The following is a 23,314-nucleotide window of genomic DNA, read 5'->3' on the forward strand; positions in this document are numbered from 1 at the left end:
GTCTGATGCAGAACACGACGCTCTACTCCCTCTTCATGCCGCCCGAAGATTGTTATGGCGACTTTGGCCTTATGTGCGGCTTCACCGCGACGCGGCAGGTCCTGGGGCAGATCCGCCGAACATTCACAGGCGAGATGGCGCGCCCGGTGCTGGCCGCCTTCATCCATCCAACCGTGAATGCGATCTCGGACGTTCCGGGACTTGCCTGGATGTGGATGCGCCTCGAGGGACGCGGCTACAACCTTCTCCATGCCAAGGTGGCGATTCTGGGTTTTCGCAAGCGCGGCGGAGATGGCTATGTCATTCGCCTCGCTGTCAGCACGGGGAACTGGACACAGGATCCGCTTACTCGCAGCATCGACCTGTTCTGGTCGATCGATCTGGACTCTGCTGTGCCTGACGCACAGGACATTGCCGATATCCGCGCCGCGCATGAGATGTTTGGCTGGCTGCGCGAGCGGGCAGATTGCGCCCTGATCGAACGCAGTTTTGACGGGCACCGGCCAGACGCCTTGCTGGAGGCCGCGATCACAGCCTTGCCCACGTCATCCGCGCGTCCCCGCTTCATCGACAGCCGCAATCAGGCGCTGTTTCCTCAGGTGGTCGAGCGCCTGGGTACCAAGAAGAAGGCCGACCGTCTCATCCTCGGGTCTGGCTATTTCGAGAGCGACGGCGATGGTGCTGCTGGCCTGCCAGAGCGACTGCGCCGCGCATTGGTGCAGGAGAAATCCCTGACGAAAACAGCGGCTCTCGACCTGTTTCTCAACCCGTCCTCCTGTCAGGGGCTTGCTGCCCGGGCCGGTGCCTTGATTGACGCAGGCTGGAATTTGCGCCCTCCGCGCTCTGTCTTGCATGGAACTGATGGGTGCCTGCATGCAAAATTTGTGGTGCTGGCGTCAGGCGAGACCGAGGCCTCGGGACGGGCTTATCTTGGATCCGGCAATCTGAGCATGAACGGGTTTGAGCGTGCCGCAAGCGCCGGGGGAAACCTTGAGGCAGGTGTGATCGTCGATCTGCCGGGAGGACTGAAATGGCCGCGACGCAGAGACACGCGGAACGGTATCGCCGCTGTTTTGCCGATCCAGTTCACTGATGTGATGACGCCCGAGGCCCTGCAGCAAGGGGAAGGCTTTGTGCGCCCCGATGAGCCAGAAACCCAGCCGCCAGTTGCGTGGCTTATATGGCAAGACGGGGTGCTCTCGGCCCCCGAAGACAAATCGGTGATGGTGATTGGTGTCGATGCGGCTCAGGCCCAGACACCTTGTCCATGGCCTGCACCGGCTCCAGCGATTGTGACACTCGCGGAGGGCGGCTGGCGGCTGCCTGTCATTTCTTCCGAAGCACTTGTTGTCGCTCGCCCCTCCGATATGTCGGTCGAAGATATCCTTGCCAGCCTTGGCTCATTTCCCGAGCCAGGTGATGCTGACAGCGAAGATGAGGGTGAGGAAGGCGAAGAGCCGCTCACCGACGCCTCAGATACCACCGAAGCTCCGCCAGCTGCCTATCCCATTCGCAGGATGATGGAACTTCTGGTGCGTCTTTGTGAGACACAGGCAAGGTTGGACCCGCGGGACTGGCAAAGGTGGTGTCGGGAGTTGCAACAGAACCTTTGCGCTATCGCGTCTCGCGAAAAAACGATGCTCGAGTTCTTCCGGAACGCCAGGGCAAATCCTCTGCCTGCTCTGGCAGATCCGCGTATGCGCCCGGAAGGGGTTTCGCCAGACCTATTGAGATATGCGCTTTTGGCAGTGTCCGTCGCGTGGGAGCTCAGCGCTTACCCATCGCTCTGGGAACGGGAGGCCGCGTGATGGTGGACTGGAACGAGGTCGCGAGCATTCTGGATCGTATCGCAGGGACGTCTGATGATGCCCTGCTAGATCATGGCCAGAAGGCGAGTGTCACAGAACTAGCGTGCCGTATCCGGGCGGGCCAACGCTCGGCCCTGCTGGCTGATGAGGTGGGTATGGGCAAGACCCGCATTGCGGCGGCGCTGATCGCAGCGGTGCGGGAGGCGGGCGGGCGCAGCGCCATTGTTCTGCCCGCGGGCCTTGGGACACAATGGCAACAGGAACTGAAACGGTTCAACGCCGACGACAAGACATTGCTGCCGCTGCGCAGCTATGATGGTTTCATCTCCGGTTTCTTGCACGATACCGATGCGGAGGGGAGCGCAAGACGGTTACACAGCCATAAGGAGTGGCTTTCGGATCGCCGCAAGCAGCGTGAGTTGCCGGAGAACGGCTGGGCCGCCGAAGAGATCATAATGATCTCTCATTCCTTCGCGAACATGCAGTTTCCCAATCGTGGAGAAGGCCCCGCTGGAGGCTGGCGCCGGGAGCTCTTACCCAACGTCGCCCGCCTGATTGACGGCCGACGGCGCAACTTCATGCGCGAAAATTTCCATTCGGGTGAGGTGGGCTATGTATATGCCAGTCGCCGTGCGGCGCGGCACATTGCCCAAACGATTCTGGACCACGAACTGCCGCGCGATGCCATTAACGGCGATCAGAAATGGCTTTCGGCGGACGATTACAAGAACAGGATCCTGCCGCTGATCGGCTATGGCCTGGGTCAGTTTGATCTCATAGTCGTTGACGAAGCCCACAAGGCGCGCGGCGCAGATTCAAGCCTTTCGCGCATTCTCGGCCCGGTAAGCTGGGAAGCGGATGATCCTTTTCGTCTGGGCATGACCGCCACCCCGGTCGAGCTGGACTCCAGCCAGTGGATCGACACGCTGGAGCGGCTCAATGGTCGCGATGACGATCAGGATATTACTGCGCTCGCAGCGCTGACGGAATGGATCACCGGCTATGTGAATGTTGTTCGTCGGATTCAAACCGAAGAACTGGACGAGACGCTGACCGGGGAATTCGAGACCTCCGCCCGGCAGTTCTACGCAGCATTGCGACCACACGTCCTGCGCCGGGACAAACGAAGTGACCCCGAATTCTGCGTCTTTAAAGACAGTCATGGTGATTATCGTGAGGTCACCGATATCCCGGTTTCACCGGAGGCAGAGGGTTTTACCCGTGACTGGCTGCGCCGCTTTTGTGCGGCTGAGGCGCTGTCGTTACTCCCTCAGGATGATCCGCGTGTGAAACGGGTCAGGCTCGCCGTTGCCCAGGGGTATGGGTTCGGCTTTGGAGAGGATGAGGAAGACAGCCCTTCTGGCATGACAGATGCAAACCTCGTTGGTCCGGCGGGGTTTTGGACGGAAGCTTTCACCGCTGAGAGCAACGACATCTATAGCCACCCTGCGATCCTGGCGGCTGTGAGACAAATCGAGGCCTATACACGGGCCGGCGAGAAAGTGCTCGTCTTCGGCAGGTTCCTGACGCCGATGAATGTGCTGACCAGACTGCTGGACGCGCGTGAGATGCTGCGTCGTTTGCGAGACGGACAGCACTGGCCTGCCAGTGGGATCGGGGAAAGCAATATAGCAGCCGTCATTGCGGCGATGAGGGATCCTGATCTTGCGGTGGCGGGTGGGGTCGACGAAATCGATGTGATGTTGAAAACCCGCTATCAGGAGTGGGCGAGCGAGCGCCGGGCTGAACTCGCACGGCTTCATCGGGAGTTGGAAGACCTTGCGCTGGAGGGAGGAGCTGCTGCATTTCTGTCAGAGATTCTGCGCCATGAGGACGGCAAACAAGACCTTCAATTCGGGGCTTTGCTCGAGGCACTTGGTGGCAGGCGGGAAGTTGCGGGCGCTTCCTGGACGGGGCGGGAAATGCTCGGGCTGTTCGAAAAACTGCTCCTGGAGCTTGCCGGGGATGATGAAGCAGAGAACAACGATACGCAGAAAGCCCGGCTGGATGCCTGGCTGAACGATTATTCCGGGCGCGAGGGCAACTTCGCCAGGATGATGTCAGGCGCAACCGCACCGCAAACGCGGCGTATGCTGCAATCTGCATTCAACCGGTCGTCCAGTTGGCCGATGGTGCTCCTCGCGCAATCCCGCGTCGGGCGTGAGGGCCTGAATCTGCATGAGGCCTGTCGCACAGTGATTCTACTGCACGCGGAGTGGAATCCCGGCATTGTCGAGCAGCAGATTGGGCGTGTGGATCGCAAGAACAGTCTTTGGCTTCGCGAATGGCGGAAATGGAGGGATCATGGTGATGGTCTCCCGCCCCGCATTCGGGTTCACCCTATTGTCGTCAGTGGCACATACGACGATCACAACTGGCAGGTTCTCAAGGCGCGTTGGCTGGAACTGAGGGCGCAGTTGCATGGCGATGTCCTGCGTCCCGTTCCAGCTCGGTCAGAGGTGATAGATGACAAACGAACCTGCGCTGACCGCGTTCGGCGCGCAGTGCCGGATTTTTCGCCGGGAAAACGTGGCGGTTGAGTTGTAGTGTAACCGATACTCACGCTGCTGTTCGGAATAGGACGGAATGAAAGCTGCTATTTTTAGCAACCATTCTCCCCGCGTTGGATTTGGCGTTGATAGGAAAATGGCTGTTAGTAGGTCGCAAGTAATGGTGGTTGCAGCCTCCCGCAACCATCTTTGCCGGCGCTGACCGCATCTTGACACGATGCCGTACTAGCAGTGAAAGGGGCTCGCCCCAGAAGACTGAGTCCTAGAATTATGCTGGGTCAGCAATGTCATCGTAGTTTTCATCGGCAACGTTCCCGAAATCGAAGCGACTTCCTGAAACACGCTTGGCTTCGATTGCCTTCATTCCCCATTTCCCGCGCTTCTTATCGAAACTGACAATCGCAATCCCTTCAACAAGATCACCGGCCTGAATCCCCGCTGCGGTGATCATATGTGGAGGAATGAAGATGTCTCCGCGGGTGAACCCCAACCCATTCTCGGTCACGTTCGTTGTGTCTCGGAAATGGCGGCAGACATCTGCGGAAGGGGACACATCCGTGGAGCGGATTTCAACGATCCTCGTGCGTACGCCTTTCTTGGAATAATGCTGGGCCAGCCGAACCGCGACGGCATCACCGATCTTGGCTTGCCCACCATAGAGTGAAATTGGACAGGTTCCGTCGATCCCGCGGGCGACGATCACGTGGATAAGGGATTTCTCATGGTTTATGTGGTCAATGACTCCAATTCGGTAGGGCACAATATCCATGGGCGTGCCGTCTTCTCGGGGGCTGATCCGATGAATTGTTGCCCGCCATGGTTCGGACTTCGAGGTCTCGTACTGCACCTTGAGCGGTGCGCCCTCGGGAAGTCCGCGGGTGTCCGCGTGGTTGTCAGGGAGGCTCAGTTCCATTGCGAAGGCGTCGCCTTCCACGTAAACGCGCCGCCGCCGTCTAGATTTCTGACCATCCCGGCCCTTGATTGTAAACGCATCCCCAAGACAAGCATGGGTCCACGGCAGATGCGAGAAGAGTAGTGCTTCCGCCGCGTCACTAAGCCCAACATAGAAGGGGCGATCGGTTGGCTCCGAATTGAAAGCTGCTAGTCTTTCGGCAAGCGCCTGTGCTTCGTGGGGAACCTGGTATCCGGCCCCAGCGCGATGAGTCATCACACGTTCGACCTCGAACCGGGCCTGGGTGGGGTGGGATTCTTCCAGTAGCTCTGCCAACTTTAGCCGCACTTTGCCGACGAAGTTTTCGTCCTGTGAGCAGCTCAGCGCCTTGGCATAGCAAGAGCGTCTCAGATCTATGTCGTTTGTAGTCAAGTCTCCGATCAATTCCCACGCCCAGTATTCGGAGGCCTTTTCTCGGGTGAACTCGATGGCCAGCGTTCGGGCTTCGTCGATGCGCCCCAAGCCCCGAAGGAGTTTCATGAAGCTCAGCTTTAGCCAGATGTTTTCAGGGAAACGTTTCACTGATTCTTGTACATGCGGCAGAATGAAGTGGCGGTCATCTGCTCTATCGCTGTCGGCAGCCTCGGACGCAGCGGCATGAATCACTTGTTCGACAAGCGACGGATAGATTTTGCCGTCGTTTCCCGACTGCTGAGTGAAATCCTCAACACTGAACTGCTCAGGGTTCCACAGTCGGAGAAAGGGGAGCACCTTGAGGTGGTTCCCTTTGCTCAGCCGCAACGCTTGACGCAGCATGAGGCTGTGCAGCAGATCAGGGCCTCCGATTGCCAGCTTCAGATAAGTGTTCAGAAGCCGCTTTACACGTTGGACAACTGGTGATGTGAGTTCGTCGTCGCGCTTTCCTTCCAATTCGGCTTTGATCAGGCGGAAGAGTTCCCAGCCCCACGATTTCCGATCTTCCGACTCCAAGCTGCCCTTGGAGTGAAGGTCGGCGTATATTCGCGAGGCCTCTCGATGATTGCCCTGCTTGCTCAAGTTCCGCGCGTTCAATACCGCACGGCGGTCAGGCTGAGCGAGTGCAAGCGCTTTCTCGCGGTGCTCTGCCAACATCTCATCCGTAGCCGGAACTTCAAAGCGCCGCAGCTCGTCCAGATGCCCGGAAAGTTTTTGTCGATTGCCATCCGCAGAGTGATGCTTCACCAGCGCGATGAGGCACCATGCGTACGCTGCGCGATCGTGGTCATCGGCCTCAGAGTCAGCGATACGCTCCACCGAAAGACGATATGCTTCTTCAAGCTGACCGCCCTTCCTGAGATTGGTGACGTCCTTGGAGCGATGGTTCCAGCCGCCGCCGCCGACTCCCCTGCCATTCGTGCGAGAGATCCGAAAACTCAAGGGTGAACCTCAACGGAGAGCACCGTCATGACATCATCCTGCAGTTCAACGAGAGATTGCGTCGGTTTGGGTGACGGGTTGACCGGCATGAACTTCGTCAGTTGGTTCCTTCCATTGTAGAAGATGTCGACTGTGACTGAATCCGATCCGCGTGCGAGGGCGTAGCGCTGGCTCCAAGCCTGTTCCTTAAGGCTGACCACAACGACGCCCTTCTGTGTCAGCGCGGCCACTAGGCGATCATGGAAATTCTTTAGGAAGGGGCGCTCCAGAGCGCTTTCGCCGGCTGCGCTGGACGCTCCTGCTCCGGGCTCTTGACCTGCCAATGACGCAAGGCGCGCCATGATATCTTCCGCGAAGTCGTCAGGCTTGGGGCTGGTCACGCCAGAGACCCTCCAGTTCCCCTTATAGCCGATGTCGACCCGGGCAGCTTCGGCGCCACGTTTGAAGAAGTACGCTTCCCGGTACTGGTGATGCGCAATGTCTTCTATCTCCACTCCGGTGCCATCCAGCCGGTTGCGGATTTCCGCTTGTAACCAGCCGCGGAACATTGCCTGCGGCGACAGGGCCGGTGATTGCGATCCGATCGGTTCAGGCGGGCTGCCACCGCTGTCCGGAAGTTTCGGCTCGCCGCTTGACGAACCCGCTTCGGCCGAAGCCGGTGTACTCCATCCAATCCCTGCCTGCTGCAGTCGAATCTCCGGGGGATCAATAAGGTACAGCTTGCCGCTGGTCCGGGTCATCGCCGTGTATAGCCAACGGAAATAGTCCGACGAGCGCGGGTTCTGCCGCGTGGCGCAGCTGACGATAACGTGGCTCCACTCGCCGCCCTGCGCTTTGTGACAGGTGACGGCATAGCCAAACCGGAGCCGGAGTGCGTTGAAATACGGATCTGATCGCAGCGCGAGTTGGAACTCGTCACGCTGCTTTTTCCGATCGATATGCCGGTGACGTTTAAGGAAATCCACGTAGAGTGCGCGCTGCTGCGCCGAGTCGAGGCTCGCATCATCGCCGTGCAAGAAGTCGTCGAGGATCTTGGCTTTCAGGATCAGATCGTCGCCATCCGGCTGTGGCAGGGCAACCATGACATCCCGGAAATTCAGGGCAACATTTAAGGGTTCAGAAATATCACTACTTCCGAGTTTCTGAAGCAACTGCACCGAACGCCGCTCGACAGCGGACTCAATTGAATCTATCCGCAGAATTTCTCCGTTGGCGACATAGTGCGGGCCACAAAAACCATTGGCGGCGACGATAACGCTGTCTCCGGCAGCAACGGTCGCCACCCCAGGGAAAAGCACTGCCCGGATTGCTCGGTTGAAGCTGGCAGCCTCGGCATTCGAGTGGGTCACGATGATCGGCGCCTGGGGGCCTCTCCCCTCGCGAATTTTCATGTAGAGCGGCGTGACGCTGTCCTTGGCAAGGCGGATCACATCATCGCCGTATGTAAAGGTAAGGCTGCTGAAACGACCGCTGACGACGCCTTCGCGCAAGGGCATGACATTGCGGATCACCGCGCTGTCAGCCTTCTGACGAACGATTTCGGCCAGCTCATAGCTGGAGGCATCAAGCCCAAACGTCTCGCGCAGGTAGTCTTCGTCAAGTGCAGGAGAGGTGGACATGCCAACAGGAGGCAGCTGCGCTGGGTCACCAATGAAGATTATCTTGCGGACGTTGCCTTGATGGCTTGAGCCCACGTGCGCGATGAGATCCTGTAGTAGATGGCCGCTGCCAGACCTGAAGAACTCGCTTTCAGAGTACACATTCGAGATAAGCGAGGCTTCGTCGACGATGTAGACCGCATCCACTGGATCCTCGTTCAGCCGGATCTTGGCGATCATCTTGAAGGTGGCTGACTCGTCGTCGCCGTCTTCGGTGTGCTCGGTCATATTGCTAAAGTCGTAGATAAGGCTGTGGATGGTGCGTGCAGGCTGTCCAGTCTTCTTCGAAATCACTTTGGCCGCCCGTCCCGTGGGGGCAGCCAGCGAGAACATCCGCCCTTGTGTAAGCAAGAACTCGGTCAGGCCGGCGGCAAGGAACGTCTTCCCAGTTCCCGCATAGCCCTTCAGCAAGAACACCCGTTGGCTGTCGTCTGACAGAAAACCATCAAGCGCCGCGATGCATCTCTGCTGGTCGGCAGTGAGATCTTCCTCGAACATATCCCACAACGAGATCCTCGTTTGCGGTGGCTTGATCCGCGGGCTGATCCCGGTCAACAAGCCGTTGATGTGCTCCTGGCCTTTGCTCTCTCTCAGCTCGACAGGATGCACGCCGCGCGGAGCTTCGCGAGACGTGGTAGTCGCAATGGGAGGGGATGATCGCTGCGTGCTCCAGTCGATGTCGGGCCTCATGTGCAGGCAGAACCAAGCGGCAAGCGAGCGGGCGTCTTCGACGAGATCCCGGGCTTCATCTGTGGATATTGGACGTCTATTGTGTGCTGCGATGTTCCCCAGTTTACGGATTGTGTGGAATAATCCTAGAATCCGCCTGTCAAGAAGCTGCTTGCACTGAAGCGACTGCAAGCGTTCGAAGTGGGTCTCATCGCTGTTCAGTGGCAAGTCATGGTGCCGGAAGAGATGGCAGACCATTGCCTCTGAGAAGCTGCGCAGGCGGATCATTGTGAAGTCGGGGAGCTTGTCAGTGTTTTGCTCTGCCTCGATGGCCAAGGTATGCAGGTCGGGCCAGAACGGGTTTAGCAATCCGAAGCTTTCCACAGAACCTGCGGCTTGAGCAGCCGTCATTCCCATATTGTCCCCTCTGCATTCAAGCCAGCTACGCTGCAAGCATCTTCAGATGCTGATTTCACTCCTGAAGTACCTATCCTGTTTATCGTTTTTCGGCTAGTCTAGGGTCAAGACCCTCTGGTCTCCCATACTCATCGACGAGCCCGGCGTCTGGGTCTAGGAGTATATGCACGGGTCAGACCAATCATCATCACAGAAGTCGGCCTCACGAAGAGACCAGCCCATTCCGGTGATGAGGCTGATTTCTCAGGCACCTTCTTGTTCATAGGATGAAGATCTTGTGACGGAGGGACGCCAGCATTTCGGCGTTGTTACTCGAACAGGCGCCCGTCAGACCCCAGGTACACACCGTCCGACAGATACACTGGTTCGCCTTCGACGTGACACAGGTCGTCGTAAAGCTCGCGCAGATCGCCGTATCCGCTATCGTGGGCGTGCTCCAGCGGTCGGCCGAGGTGAGGCTCCATTTCTTCAGCTAGATATTGAAGCGCTTCGATGAGAAGCTCGCGCGAGCCCGGCAATGTGATTTCCCCAAAGCGGCGGCTTTTGCCATCTATTTCAATGCTCACATCGTCGGGTCTCCCTCCGAGGTTCTGCACGCCGAGGCACATGGCATTAATCAAGACTTCCCGGTCTCGATAGGCTGGCGCCGCCCCAAAGTCACTCGTGGTGGCTGTCTTAACCGCTCCCCCCACTTGTCCACCGATGGACCCAATGGTTAGCCGAAGCAACGTGTGCCCACCCGCCACCGCAAAATACTGCTCCCGGGCATAGTCGAACTTTGTCGATTGGTAGATAATGGCTGTCATGATGTTTCCTTCGATTGGCTGGTCTTTGAGAGAGTGCGCGACGGAGTCATTGACGAATGTACTGCCGACACGAAAAGCAGACCTGTAGGCGCTGTGGAGGTCAAATGTGCTTGGCACCCCGAGGGCGCGCATTTCGGCTGGTCGTTCGCGATCGACCGTTCCGTTTGTGGTAGCAAGTTACGATCGTACCGTCGTTATCCACGATCGCCCGCACCTTCGTCGCAGCAGATATCGTCTTCTGGTCGTATCCTGTCGTGACCAGTTGCCGAGCTGCTCGGTCCAGCAGGCTGAACTCATCGCAGGCTCTCTGTGCCTTCGTAGGCGTCCCATGCAAAAGGACAACGTCAAGGATCTCGGGCCGGATACCTCTCTGGGCCATTCGCGTTGCCGCGTGGGTGCTGAGCCTGAACGCGTCGTTCTCGCAGATCGACATCATGCCCAAGTCTCCTCGAACTGCTTCTTGATTTTCGCACGATGACGCTGAAGTTCGTGGAAACGGCGGTAGATCGGATCCTCGTGCGGGAGAACGATCGCAATCCTGCCCTCTTCAGTGCCTGCCGCCTGAAGGCGTTGGAACTCGACGAGCGTATCCCTGTTGATGTGCCGATCTTCGTGGAAGGGATTCACCCAGCTCTGGATGCGGTCATCAGATGTGTAATTGTCTGGGTACCAGCCTTCTTCATAGCAGTGCTGCGCGACAAGGCCGTCGTACTCCTCGGCCAGTTCCGGATACAGGTCGGCGTAGTACGCCCGCCATGCCTGGAGTTTCTTGAAGCCTGCTCTCCGCTTTTCTTCAATACCTTCAGAGTTCGCACGGCGAATGGCCTCTGCGAACTGCTTTACCGAAACCTGGTCTTTTCCTTCCTTGGCTTGCTGCAGTACCGTGGACAGGCGGATGCGCCCCTTGACGATTGCCTCAGCCAGTGCCCGATCGCCGTCCGTGATCTGCGCTAGGAAGTCCGTATCCGGGATGTATCCCGCCGCGCCCGGAACATCTCCTGCCTCGGCGCCAACATACCAGCTGGCATCGACGTAGTCGGCGGCCTGGACGGACAGCCTATGGATTGCGGTGTCGAAGAGATTCCGAGAGGGTTCGTTGATTGGGTCTGGCGATGCAATACCAAAGCACCGCCTCAGCTTGCTGGCTTGCCGATCGATGTGGTCACCGATCATTTGCGTGCTAGCGCGGCCGCGCATCTGAGCCTCGCGCTCAAGCGCCTCATCCTGATCCGGCACCTTTAGCGCGTGTCCCGCCACGACTGCAAAAAGAACTGGTGCCAGTTCCATGATCTGCTTCTGGCTGACCCCGTAACGCCAGCGCATCAGTTCGTACGCGTTGTGGGATGCTGCAGACACATGGGCCTGGATCGAGACCTCTCCCAAGCCCATGTCAGCGAAGAACGGATCGAAATCCTGAGGCTTGCAGTTCAGAATACGAGCAATCGCCTCCAGATCCTTGGGCTTGGGCGGGTTGGTTCCTGCCAGCCAGCGACTCACGGTGCGCTTGTGCTTCTTGATTGCCGCTGCGAGGTCGTCGCGCGATTTGCCCTCTGCTTTGAGCCTCTCTCGGAGAAGTTCTGCCTTGAACGCCATGGGTGCCTCCTTTGCATCCGTGGCCTCAATATGGGTGACATAGTTATCTATATCAATTTGGCATTTTCTGTCAAAGTTTTCGGCCGGAAGCTGCTATGGAGGCGGATTCTCGCACGCTCCTGTACTAAGGGTGACAAAAATGGTGACATTCTCCCTTTCAGAAACAGGGTGCCTCACCAGAATCACCAAATCAGATCTTGCCCATCGGCAGTCGGTTACCGTGATCTCGGCTACGTCGACGATTACGTGCGTCACGAGCTGCCTCCCGTCTCCCCCGCCGTGACCTTTTCGAACGTATCCTCTGGGGGGGGCTCCTACTCAAATTCGGCTACTTCCCATCGTGACGCAAGCGCAGCGGCCGTGAGCCTGGCCCAGAGCGTCACCTCCATGAGGTCCTACGCGGCGGCTCGAAAGAGGACCGAAAGAATGCCGCCTTGTCGATTAGCATCCGCGGCGACGTTAGTCGCTGCGCCGACAGGCAATTGATGACCTTCACTGCATCGCAAGTCATGATCAACGCCGGTCCCCGCAACCATCTTTACTTGCTCGGGCAGCCAGTAAAGATTAGATCCTGCCCCCGCAACCAAAATCTTCTCAAAACAATGAAACCATGATCCAGACCTCATCCTCATAGAGGTGGCAACGCATTTTGGAGCAGCCCGTTCGAGCTCAAATCGATAATCAATCGATTTGTTAACGCTCTCACCACATCAGGCTCATAACCTGAAGGGTAAGGAGGAAATGCAAACGATTAAGTATCGTTTGCCCGACGAACGGTTCAAAGTCTGCCCTCGCAACCAAAATCACAAACAAACTCCATAAGATTTTAAAATATCCCTGCTCGAAAGAGACAGGACTACGGGCGTTTACAGTCTGTCCGCGATAACAATAAACAACGTCTGAACTTTGGAGAGGGGAGGAGAAGCCTGAAAGCTCCAACTCAACCCAACAAACCTGAAATCCGACAGCACAAATCATCAGCTAAAGCGACACCCTCAACCTGTCGTAAAGACCAAGAGTCAGTAATCTCACCCAAATAAGCCATTCGTGCATAAGACAATAGATCTGCAGAACGTTCAGACAATAACGTCATAGCCCATAAAGCAGCGCGTTCTTTGCTTGTAAACTGACCAGTCGTCGCTGTGTAAAGCATTCGTGCCAATGTCAGCAGTACATTACGCTCATCACCATGAAGACCTTTCACTAAAGAAGGCAGCAGAATACGCATCGCAGCTTTGATTCGTTCTGATGTGATTTGCGGCAGAAGTGTCTGTGCTGCCGGACCATAAAGAGCGAATGCTTCACTATAAGCCTGTGCCAGCACGAGTGTATATTCTGGGTCACTGTTGGGTAATGGAACTTCACCTGCTTCGAAACTATCACGTAACCATTCGCCATAAACAAAATCAGCACGAGCAGGAAATTCATTCGCTGTTAAGTCCGCTTGTGTGAAGAACATAACTTCAAGACAGCGCTCATTAATGTTTTGAGCGGGATGACGACCGGAAAGCTGCATTAATGCAGTCAATAGCTTTGTACGCTCTTCTGTATTTAAAGAGCTTTTGATGACCGTTAGCAGATCAATATCACTCTGCGGTTTTAATGCGCCACCCAGAGCTGAGCCATGAATATAAATTCCGAGTAGTTTGTCCTGTAAGATTTCTTTTAAAATTGACGAAGCTGCTAATGTTTGTGCTGTAATCTCAGGCTCAGTCTTCTGCATGGTAGCACATTCTCAGAATTGGTATCTATGGCGCAAGTATACGCCATAGATATGTGTGTCGTGTGATTAAATATACCGTTCTTCTTTGAACAGCGCATAGGCGATAAATGCAATAACCAACATGACGCCGAGATACCAGAATGGTGCCATCGGGTTTTTGTTGGTTATTTCCAGCAACCATGTGACGACAATTTGCGCTGTGCCACCAAAAATGGTCACGCCAATCCCATAAGTCATAGCAGTTGCTGAGGCACGCACTGTACGCGGGAATGCTTCCATAATGATCAGCAGACCTGTCGTGAGCAATGCTCCCAGCGCGGCGATGGTTACCAGCAGGCTGATAAAGAACGGCCAGAACTGTGTAACCAATTGAAATGATAGCCATGAGGATATCAGGCTGATGGCAATAATCACCAGTGCCAGTGGTTTACGCTTTGGAAGCCGGTCGCAAGCAAGACCGGCAAGAAGCGCAAAGATGATCATGACAATACTGGTTGCAGCACTGATCATATAAGACATGGTTGCGTCCATCTCAGTAATTTCTTTGAGATAGGTCGGCATATAGAAGACCATGATATACATCAGCAAAGTCATCGGCATCACCATAAAAATAGCGATGATGAACTGACGAAAATGCGTGGTAATCAGCTCTTTAACCGGATTTGTAGTGCCTGTTGTGCTGTCATGTTCCGCACCGACAAATGTCTCATTGATATGCGCACGGATATAAAGACCGACGGGAATGATCAGCAGGGCGAAGATAAACGGGACACGCCAGCCCCAACTATGGAGTGCTTCATCCGAAAGAAAATAGGTCAGGCCTGCGCCGAAGAGCGCACCACACATGGAGCTTAAACCCTGACCGATAAACTGCCAGCTGACGAAAAATCCGCGTTCATTTTTGCCAGCAGATTCCATCAGCAATGTTGTGGCCGCGCCGATTTCGCCACCTGCGGAGAAGCCCTGTAGCAGACGACCAAGGACAATCAGCAAAGGTGCTGCCCAGCCGATCATCTCATAAGGCGGAGCAAAGCCGATGAGTGCACTGCCAGCAGCCATCAACATAATCGTCAGCAACATTGCTGATTTACGCCCCTTACGGTCTGCATAGGCACCAATAAGAATACTGCCCAGTGGCCGCATGATAAAGCCGACGCCAAAGACGGAAACGGCGATCAGCAAGGATACAAGCGGATTATCTGACGGGAAAAATACTCTGCCGATGATTGCAGCAAAGAAACTATAAACGGTGAAATCGAAGATTTCGAGAAAGTTGCCGACACCGGCAGCAGCAATTAGTTTGGTTTTCTCAGCGCGGGTTTTCAGTCCGATCTGTTCGTTTTCCTCACCAATCAAGGCATGACTGTTTGACATTATTCTCCCTCCTACAAAGAGGAGCAAAGCCTAACCAACAGTTCCCATCGTGCCAATGGCCTAATTTTATTAATTACTTAGTAAATGAAAGACGGTTTTTTATAAAATACTGTTTTGATAGCTTGTATTTTCAATCTCCGGCAGCACTCTTTTTTAGCTGTAACAAGGAAGGCTGAAAATCCCTCTTGAGCTATGCAGATGTCTGGCTTATCCCTGATGGCAAAATAGCAAAATGCGGGAATTATACTTATGCAAGCCGTTGATAAATCAGCCATTGATGCCGTTATGCGCGGTCTTTCTGATCAGTATAAAGGACCAGGAGGCGTTGCTGCTGTCATCAAAGATGGTGAGGTGATTGCAAAACGCGTCTGGGGTTATGCCGATCTGGATAAAAGAGTGCCAATGAGCGCGGCAACTCTGATGCCGATTTGCTCTGTCAGTAAGGAATTTACCTGCGCTGCGCTACTTGATGCGTTTGGTGAACCTTCCGTTTTGGATGATGCTCTCGCAGCTTATTTGCCTGATTTTGAAGGTGCGCGTCCTAAGGTTGTTGATTTATGTAACAACCAGTCAGGTTTGCGGGATTACTGGGCGCTGACTGTGATCTGCGGTGCTGATCCGGAAGGGCTATTTACGCCTGATGATGCCCGCAAGTTGCTGGGTAAACTGCGTACAACCCATTTTGAAAGCGGCACGCATTACTCCTATAATAATGGTAATTTCCGTCTTCTCTCTTTCCTGATTGAAGAGAAAACCGGCCGCTCGCTTGATGAGTTGTTACGTGAGCGCATTTTTCTGCCAGCAGGTATGAAAACAGCGGGCCTGTTCCCCGATACATCGGTGACACCAGGTGGCGCTGTCGGTTATGAAGGCAATATTGTTTCCGGCTTTACGCCAGCTGTGAACAATATTCATTGGAGCGGTGATGCAGGTGTTTGTGCATCGCTTGATGATATGATTGCGTGGGATCAGTTTATCGACGCAACACGTGATGATGAGAATGGGATCTATAACCGCCTGTCCCGCCCGCAATTTTATAAAGACGGAAAACCGGCCTGCTACAGCTTTGGTCTGAACCATCTGAATTTTGACGGTGTGAAAATTACCGGTCACGGCGGTGCTTTGCGTGGTTGGCGTTGTCAGCGTTTCCATGCGGCTGAGCATCGCCTTTCGGTGATTACAATGTTCAACCATCAGGGCGGCGCTTCAGGGGCGGCTGAGCAATTGATGCGGGCTGCTTTGGGCCTTCAAAAAGCAAAAACGCAAACTCTGCCTGTAGATGCGGAGTGGTATGGCACTTATTTCGACCCGCAAACGAAGCTGAGCCTCAGCCTTGCACCGGCAATGGACGGGCAGGTGCATGCACGTTTTGCGACGTCGCCGGAAATGATGGCAATGCAGACGGATGGCAGCTTGCGGTCAACTGGTATGATTTTGCAGCGAAACGGTGATGCTATTTCTTTGCGTAGAGAAGCTGAAAATCTGTCAGTGCAGATGCACCGTGTTTCCGGAGAGGGGCGTGCGGATATTGCCGGTTCTTACTATTGTGCGGAAATGGATGCGGTTTTTGTCTGTGAAATTGCCGGTAATGCACCCTATGCAGCGTTTGAAGGCTTTCTCGGTAAAGGACCGATGCAGCCGCTTTATGCGATTGCGGAGGATATCTGGTTGCTGCCTTGCCAGCGTGGCATGGATGCTCCGGCTCCGGGGGGCTGGACTGTCGTTGCCGAGCGTGATGCAACAGGTGCGATCACGGGGCTTACAATCGGCTGCTGGCTTGCCCGCGGTTTGAGCTATAAAAAGCGCTGATATTAAAAAAAACCGCCGGAATATCCGGCGGTTTTTTATTATGAGTACGCGGGGTTTAAGCTTTATTCCTCTGCTGCCAATATTCACGGGTTTTGTTGTGACAATGTTCAAAATCCAGATCAGGATTGATTGTCATTAAACCAAGTGCAGCTGTTGCCGTAATAACAGTTTCAAGGCGAGGATCAATTGCAGTGCCTTGCCAAATTGCCTGCCAATATTCAAAGGAATCCATACCAATCCGCGGCAGACTTTCCGGTTCCTGTAATGCTTTAATAATAATATCTGCGCTGTCTGAACCCGTGAGGCTCAGCAGGGTTGTGACGCGGAAGGGGTAAAACTCTGCCACATCGCGATTGCCGCTCAGAACATTGAGTTGTACCGGCAGATTGCTCTGTCTGTGAGCTGGCTGAACATATTCCTGCATTAACCGGGCAGCATCCCTGTGCAGTTCCCGATAAGCTGGTCTTGATACCCCCAGCAGACTGGCACGTGCCTGAAGAGGGTTCAGCAGATGCACAACATCTCCGACCGGAGAACGTGCAGCAAAAAGCGGGTAAAGCGCCATCATTGAGGCAAGTGCAGGGGCAAAACCTGTCAGCGGTAAATAGGTGATGTTGTGGCCTGTCAGAGAGTGGTTTGCTTGCGAGAGATTGTGCGTAACAGGAATATCAAGGGCGCAGGCAGCTTGTTCAATTTTTCCGCCATTGGAGCCGCTGCCGTTACTACCATGTATGGCAACTTTATACCCTGCCTGCGCAAGGAGATTGGCTGCCTGTAAAAACCAAGGTGCGCGGGGCGAGTTGGGTGAGAGATAGGCCGGCCAGTCAAGATCTGCCTGCAATGTTGTGGCAGTGTTTAACTGATAATGGTTGCGTGCCGCACGGATCATTCCGGCGAGTTCCTGTGCTGCTGTCCCGCGATAGTGGATCAGACTTAAAAAGGCACTGGCTTGCATGGGATCGACCTGCCCGGACAGGATAAGAGAGAAAGCTTCTTCTGTTTCTTCAATTGTCAGCGGACGACTATTTCCGGCGCCGCGACCAAGAATACCCAAAAATCTGGAAAATCGCAGGACAGGATCGTGATTTTGGCTTAGCTCAGCAAGCTGATTGGCAAGCTGCTGCGGCGTGGGCTGTCCGCCGATGAGCGGCGCTCTGAGGGACAGAGGCGGCGTTGCCAGCAGAGCGGGTTGCTGCCATCCGGTTTCTGGCTGGGATTGGGTATTTATCTCAGGCGTCAGCAGACTTTCAGCTTCATTTGCGAGAGCACGTAGACGTAAACGCAAATTTTCAGCCTTTGGCGAAGGGATCATCCGGCGGCCGGAACGCACCAGAATAGGATCATCAAAGGCTTCACGAATCTGGTTAAGAAGACGACTCATAGCCGGAGCGCTGAGGCTCATTTGCTGTGCAGCCTTCTGGACGCTGCCTTCCACCAGCAGTGTATCCAAAGCTATCAACAGTCTTAATTGCCCTAATCTGGAGGAGGGCAAAGAGCTATTATTGTTGTTTGCTGTGGTGTTTTTTTCGTCCGGCACAGTATTAACCCGTATTTAACTGTTTCTTTCGGCATTATCCGGACGCAGCATCATATTTATGTCTGATGTTGTCTTGTCTTTGCGGAATGCAAAAAGCTGATGTTGGAATAAGTCTGAAACATGGCGATTGACCTGCCAACACGTCACCAATAAGGGGAGTTAATAACTCATATTTGTGGCAGAGGGCAATTGAAATGACAAAGACCGGGCATTTGGAAGAGGAAACTCAGGCAGTTTTTGCATCTGACGTGTTGAAACAGGTAAAATTGCGCCGTTTGGCAGCACTTGCTTGTGGCACAATTCTGGCCGGTTCAATGTTATCTCTGACACTGCCTGCATATGCGCAGGCCGTTAAAAAGAAGACTGTAACGACAGAGGCGCAGGCAGAACAACCGGCAGCGGATGCCGGTACTATTCGTCTGGATCAGATTGTGGTTACGGCGACAGGCTTTGAGCAGAATGTTAAAGACGCTCCTGCCAGCATTACGGTTGTGCCGCGTGAAGAGCTTGAGAAGGGCTCTTTCCGTAGTTTGACAGACGCTCTGGCAAATGTTCAGGGCGTGGCAGTGACTGGCGGGGCGAACAGTCAGGATATTATGATCCGTGGCTTGCCTGGTGCTTATACGCTTATTCTGGTTGATGGGAAGCGCCAAAGTACGCGTGATGCCCGCACAAACAGTAATATTTCCGGCTATGAACAAAGCTATATGCCGCCAGCTTCTGCGATTGAGCGTATTGAAGTTGTACGTGGCCCGATGTCATCGCTTTATGGTTCCGACGCAATGGGTGGTGTTATCAATATCATTACCCGTAAAGTTGATGATGCATGGCATGGCGAAGTGACCGTCGATGGTACGGTTCAGAATAAATCCCGCTATGGTAACAGCGGTCAGGCTTCATTCTATGTCAGCGGCCCTTTGGTGCCGGAAGTGGCTGGTCTCCAGGTTTGGGGACGCGGAATGAAGCGCAATGAAGATAAGGTTTTGAATGGCACGCAGGAACAGCGCGACGGTGACATTTCCGGTAAACTGACCCTCACACCAAATGAAGATCATGATATCTTCCTTGAAGGTGGTATTACCCGCGTCCGTCGTGAAGCCAATCCGGATTATACATTGGCGGAAAACGGCGCTTACAACTACAATCACAATGATCGTAAACATTGGTCGGTGACGCATGTGGGCCGTTGGGGGCCGACAACGTCTGAATTTACATTCCAGCAGGAATGGGCGAAACGCACCAGCTGGAATTGGGATAATAAACAACAAGCCATTATTGAAAACACCCGTATCCCGGAAATCCGCAATTCTGTGCTGGATGGCAAGTTTACGACGCCGTTCGAGTTTTACGGAGATCATACACTGGTTACTGGCGGGCAGTATTTTGACGCACATCTGAAGGATCAGAATCCGGGTCGCCGTAATAATTTGGACGAAACATTCAATATCCGTCAGTGGGCGCTGTTCATGGAAGATGAATGGTGGGTCACACAGGACTTCGCGCTGACCGGTGGTCTGCGTATGGATGATCACGAGGTTTATGGCTCGCATTTCAGCCCGCGTGCTTATGCGGTTTGGCATGCAAACGAACAAGTAACATTCAAGGGTGGTATTTCCACGGGCTTTAAAGCACCGGAAATCCGTACGATTGCACCGGGCTATGCTTACACAACTGGCGGTGGTGGCTGCAGCTATACTGGTAAAACCTGTGGTGTTATTATCGGTGACGACAGCCTGAAAGCTGAAAAGAGCACAAGCTATGAGCTGGCTGCCTTGTGGGATAACCAGAACGGCTTGCAGCTTGGCGGAACCTATTTCTATACCGACTTCAAAGACAAAATCAGCAATCGCCAGATTCTGGATTCAAATGGTAACCCTGTTTATTGGGATCAGGATCCGAATTACCGTCTGTGGAAAAATTTCAATATCGATAATGCTGTAATGCAGGGTGTTGAACTGACTGCGAACTGGGAAGCAACAGACGATATCCGTTTGCGCGCAAGCTATACCTATACGCATTCCCGCCAGAAGGGGGGCGATTTTGATGGTCTGCCACTCACTCGTACCCCTGAACATATGGGTAATATCCGTGCGGATTGGATGACACCGGTTGAGGGCTTGTCTGCCTGGACTGCTGCCAATTATCACGGATCGGAAACGAATGCCGGTGCGCGTATCGGAACCAACGGTAAGCCTGTATATAAAGACGGTAAGGTTATTGCCCGTAAATATGATGCGTATATGACTTTCGACATTGGTACGAGCTATGAGTTCAGTGAGAATGTCTCTTTCAACGCCGCGCTGTACAACCTGTTCGATAAGCGCATTGAGGAGAGTGATTTCAACACCTCCGTTGATGGTCGTCGTCTTTGGGTCAGCATGACTTCGAAATTCTGATTGTCTGCTGTATCATCAATATTGCAAAGCCCCTGTGTTCAGCACAGGGGCTTTGCTTTTATAAAATAGACACCTGAATTAATACCGGTCACGCCGTGCTTTACCGGATGCATGTGCCAGCCAGCGGGGTAACCATATAGAAGACGAGCAACTGCCGCCGCAATTAATCCGTTTGGATGGCGGTTGGATTTTGTCTCTGTGATTTTGTGGCTGCGTATGCATCGACGAACGCTCCGAATAGCGTGTTCGCAGGCAGAATATTCAATTTCAATGAAACAGGAATGACCATTCTGCGACTTATTTATGATGACTCGGATTGTCGTCGCCTGTGAAAACTTGGCCGGACTGCATTGTCGCAATCAGAATATTTAGCAAAGAGGCATGGTTCGGTGACATATGCAAATTTTACCGTGCGTTTTGCGCAATTTTTCAAAGAAATAATGATAATTCGGATAGTTTTCTTGCTTTTAATCGGATAAATCATTTCGATCATAATATGTAGACCTGCCGGTTTTCGGCACAGTCCCATATTTCTGAACAAGTATATTTTTGAGACGTTGTTCTGCATTGATATCTCTGCAGGTTCCGTACTGGATCATTTTACAGCCGGAAACCTGTATAAACAGGATAAGAAAATGAGTGTTTCCGGTGCTTCCGGTAAAGCTGCCACTAAAAATGACAAGGCAGCTCCGGTATTGAATTCGCCTGCACGCGTGCTGTTTGCCAGCCTTGTGGGCACCACAATCGAATTCTTCGATTTCTACGTTTACGCCACGGCTGCAGTGCTGGTGTTTCCTGCCGTGTTCTTTCCGGCCAGTGATCCGACCTCGGCAATGCTGCAATCTTTTGCGACATTCTCGATCGCGTTCTTTGCCCGCCCGTTCGGCGCTATGGTTTTCGGTCATTTCGGTGACAAGATCGGCCGTAAGGCAACTCTGGTTGCCGCGCTGATGACGATGGGTCTCTCGACCGTTATTATCGGTCTGCTGCCGACCTATGCTCAGATTGGCGTTGCTGCGCCGCTGTTGCTGGCGCTTTGCCGTTTCGGTCAGGGACTTGGTCTTGGTGGTGAATGGGGCGGTGCCGTGTTGCTCGCCACAGAAAACGCCCCTGCCGGTAAGCGTACATGGTATGCGATGTTCCCGCAGCTTGGTGCGCCGATCGGCTTCATCCTTTCTGCCGGTACATTCATCATTCTCGGTGCAACTCTGACCAATGAACAGTTCATGAGCTGGGGCTGGCGTATTCCGTTTGTAGGTTCAATCCTGCTGGTTGCCGTTGGTCTTTATGTGCGTATCAAAATCACTGAAACGCCTGAATTCCAGAAGGCTATGGATAAACAGGAACGCGTACAGGTTCCGCTGGCCGCTGTTTTCAAAGACCACAAACGTGCACTGGTACTGGGTACTTTCTCGGCGCTGGCAACATTCGTGCTGTTCTATCTGATGACCGTGTTCATGCTGTCATGGGCGACCCGTCCTGTGGAGCAGGCAGGTATGGGCTATACCCGTGAGCAGTTCCTGTTCATTCAGATGGTTGGTGTTGCATTCTTCGGTCTGCTGATTCCGGTTTCAGGTCTGCTGTCTGACCGTTTTGGCCGCCGCTTTATCATGATCCTCACCACAATCGGTATTGGTCTGTTTGGTCTGGTTATGGCGCCGCTGCTGAGTGCAGGTGTTGTTGGTGCGGTCTTGTGCTCGATCATCGGTTTCGCGCTGATGGGCATGACCTATGGCCCGATCGGTGCGGCTCTGGCTTCGCCATTCCCGACAGCTGTTCGTTATACCGGTGCTTCGATGACCTTTAACATGGCCAGTATTTTTGGTGCGTCTCTGGCGCCGTATATTGCGACATGGCTGGCAACAACCTACAGCCTTGCACATGTGGGCCTGTATCTGCTGGTTGCAGCGGCCATAACCTTGCTGGCTATTCTTGGTCACAAAGACAAAGAATTCTCCTCCTGATCTGACAGGCAGAGATAGAAAAAGGAGCCGCTTGCGGCTCCTTTTTTGTTTACGCGCATTTTATTTCGAAAACCGCTTCACACTTTTCGGAATGCGCTCTAGCCATAAAAATATCGGGAACTGGTAAGTGGCAGGATTTGCTCTATGTATATTAGAGTACATATGTAACAGGAGAGATGATCAATGGCGCAGGTAACACCGCAGGACATTCTGGATTTTTGGTTCTCAGAATCCACTGAGGCACATTGGTTTGTGCGTTCTGATGATCTTGATCAGCAAATTCAGCAGCGTTTCGGTGCTGCCTATGAACTGGCCGTTGAAGGCGGGCTTGCAGACTGGAAAAAGGATGCCAAAAGCGCTCTGGCACTAACGATTATTTTTGACCAGTTTCCGCGCAATATGTTCCGTGGCAGCCCCAAAGCTTTTGCCAGTGATCCGCTGGCCTGCGCCTTGTCAAAATATGCGCTGGAGCATGGCTATGATCAGGCTGTTGATGAGAAGGCGCGCCAGTTCTTTTATCTGCCGCTGATGCATAGTGAAGTCGTGGAAGATCAGGAGCAATGTGTGAAGCTCTACAAGGCGCTCGGCAATGATTTTGCCTTGGGTTTTGCCAAAGAGCATCGCGATATTGTTGAGGAATTTGGTCGTTTCCCGCACCGCAATGCGGTTCTTGGGCGCAAAAATACGCCGGAAGAAACTGAATTCCTGAAAACCCATAAAGGCTTCTGATTTGGCCTCAGGC

General features: G+C 53.9%; 13 protein-coding genes. 6 read left to right on the top strand and 7 right to left on the bottom strand.

The window, feature by feature from the left end; translation table 11 throughout:
- The first annotated feature begins 5 nt into the window (after window positions 1–5).
- Window positions 6–1,808 carry a phospholipase D-like domain-containing protein gene (locus DFR47_RS11505; protein WP_113944577.1) on the top strand — a complete coding sequence of 601 codons (1,803 nt, stop codon included), beginning with the start codon at window positions 6–8 and terminating at the stop codon, window positions 1,806–1,808.
- On the top strand, window positions 1,808–4,348 hold the full coding sequence (locus DFR47_RS11510) for a DEAD/DEAH box helicase family protein (protein ID WP_113944578.1): 2,541 nt from the start codon (window positions 1,808–1,810) through the stop codon (window positions 4,346–4,348). Before DFR47_RS11505 ends, DFR47_RS11510 begins: the two co-directional genes overlap by 1 nt.
- Window positions 4,349–4,586: 238 nt before the next feature.
- On the opposite strand, the gene DFR47_RS11515 is transcribed toward DFR47_RS11510, so the two are convergent.
- The 6 genes from DFR47_RS11515 to DFR47_RS11550 all read right to left on the bottom strand — a co-directional run bounded on the left by DFR47_RS11515 (window position 4,587) and on the right by DFR47_RS11550 (window position 14,866).
- Window positions 4,587–6,626 carry a DUF7017 domain-containing protein gene (locus DFR47_RS11515; protein ID WP_210207308.1) on the bottom strand — a complete coding sequence of 680 codons (2,040 nt, stop codon included), beginning with the start codon at window positions 6,624–6,626 and terminating at the stop codon, window positions 4,587–4,589.
- Window positions 6,623–9,370 carry an ATP-dependent DNA helicase gene (locus DFR47_RS11520; RefSeq protein ID WP_113944579.1) on the bottom strand — a complete coding sequence of 916 codons (2,748 nt, stop codon included), beginning with the start codon at window positions 9,368–9,370 and terminating at the stop codon, window positions 6,623–6,625. The genes DFR47_RS11515 and DFR47_RS11520 overlap by 4 nt, the downstream gene beginning before the upstream one ends.
- Before the next feature lie 308 nt (window positions 9,371–9,678).
- The gene (locus DFR47_RS11525) at window positions 9,679–10,176 is read right to left on the bottom strand and encodes a hypothetical protein (RefSeq protein WP_147245540.1); all 498 of its coding nucleotides are present in this window, start codon (window positions 10,174–10,176) and stop codon (window positions 9,679–9,681) included.
- A 432-nt stretch (window positions 10,177–10,608) separates the two neighbouring features.
- A complete protein-coding gene (locus DFR47_RS11535) occupies window positions 10,609–11,769 on the bottom strand; it encodes a helix-turn-helix domain-containing protein (RefSeq protein WP_113944582.1) in 1,161 nt (386 codons plus the stop codon).
- A 940-nt stretch (window positions 11,770–12,709) separates the two neighbouring features.
- Window positions 12,710–13,492 (bottom strand): aminoglycoside adenylyltransferase domain-containing protein, encoded by a 783-nt coding sequence (locus tag DFR47_RS11545; protein ID WP_113944584.1) that lies wholly within the window; start codon window positions 13,490–13,492, stop codon window positions 12,710–12,712.
- Between the two features lie 66 nt (window positions 13,493–13,558).
- Window positions 13,559–14,866: an MFS transporter gene (locus tag DFR47_RS11550; RefSeq protein WP_113944585.1), complete on the bottom strand. Its 1,308-nt coding sequence runs from the start codon at window positions 14,864–14,866 to the stop codon at window positions 13,559–13,561.
- 249 nt (window positions 14,867–15,115) lie between these two features.
- On the opposite strand from DFR47_RS11550, the gene DFR47_RS11555 reads away from it, so the two are divergent.
- Window positions 15,116–16,675 (top strand): D-aminopeptidase, encoded by a 1,560-nt coding sequence (locus tag DFR47_RS11555; RefSeq protein WP_113944586.1) that lies wholly within the window; start codon window positions 15,116–15,118, stop codon window positions 16,673–16,675.
- Window positions 16,676–16,730: 55 nt separating this feature from the next.
- Here DFR47_RS11555 and DFR47_RS11560 read toward each other — a convergent pair whose 3' ends face one another.
- Window positions 16,731–18,134 (bottom strand): glycosyl transferase family protein, encoded by a 1,404-nt coding sequence (locus tag DFR47_RS11560; RefSeq protein WP_147245542.1) that lies wholly within the window; start codon window positions 18,132–18,134, stop codon window positions 16,731–16,733.
- 392 nt (window positions 18,135–18,526) lie between these two features.
- Between DFR47_RS11560 and DFR47_RS11565 the strand changes: the two genes are divergently transcribed.
- From DFR47_RS11565 to DFR47_RS11575, 3 genes are all read left to right on the top strand, one after another.
- Window positions 18,527–20,608, top strand: a complete 2,082-nt coding sequence (locus tag DFR47_RS11565; protein WP_245416555.1) for a TonB-dependent receptor domain-containing protein — start codon at window positions 18,527–18,529, stop codon at window positions 20,606–20,608.
- Between the two features lie 635 nt (window positions 20,609–21,243).
- On the top strand, window positions 21,244–22,572 hold the full coding sequence (locus DFR47_RS11570; RefSeq protein ID WP_113944589.1) for an MFS transporter: 1,329 nt from the start codon (window positions 21,244–21,246) through the stop codon (window positions 22,570–22,572).
- Between the two features lie 183 nt (window positions 22,573–22,755).
- Window positions 22,756–23,301: a DUF924 family protein gene (locus DFR47_RS11575; protein ID WP_113944590.1), complete on the top strand. Its 546-nt coding sequence runs from the start codon at window positions 22,756–22,758 to the stop codon at window positions 23,299–23,301.
- Window positions 23,302–23,314 lie beyond the last annotated feature (13 nt).

This window comes from Pseudochrobactrum asaccharolyticum (assembly GCF_003314995.1).
Classification (GTDB): domain Bacteria; phylum Pseudomonadota; class Alphaproteobacteria; order Rhizobiales; family Rhizobiaceae; genus Pseudochrobactrum; species Pseudochrobactrum asaccharolyticum.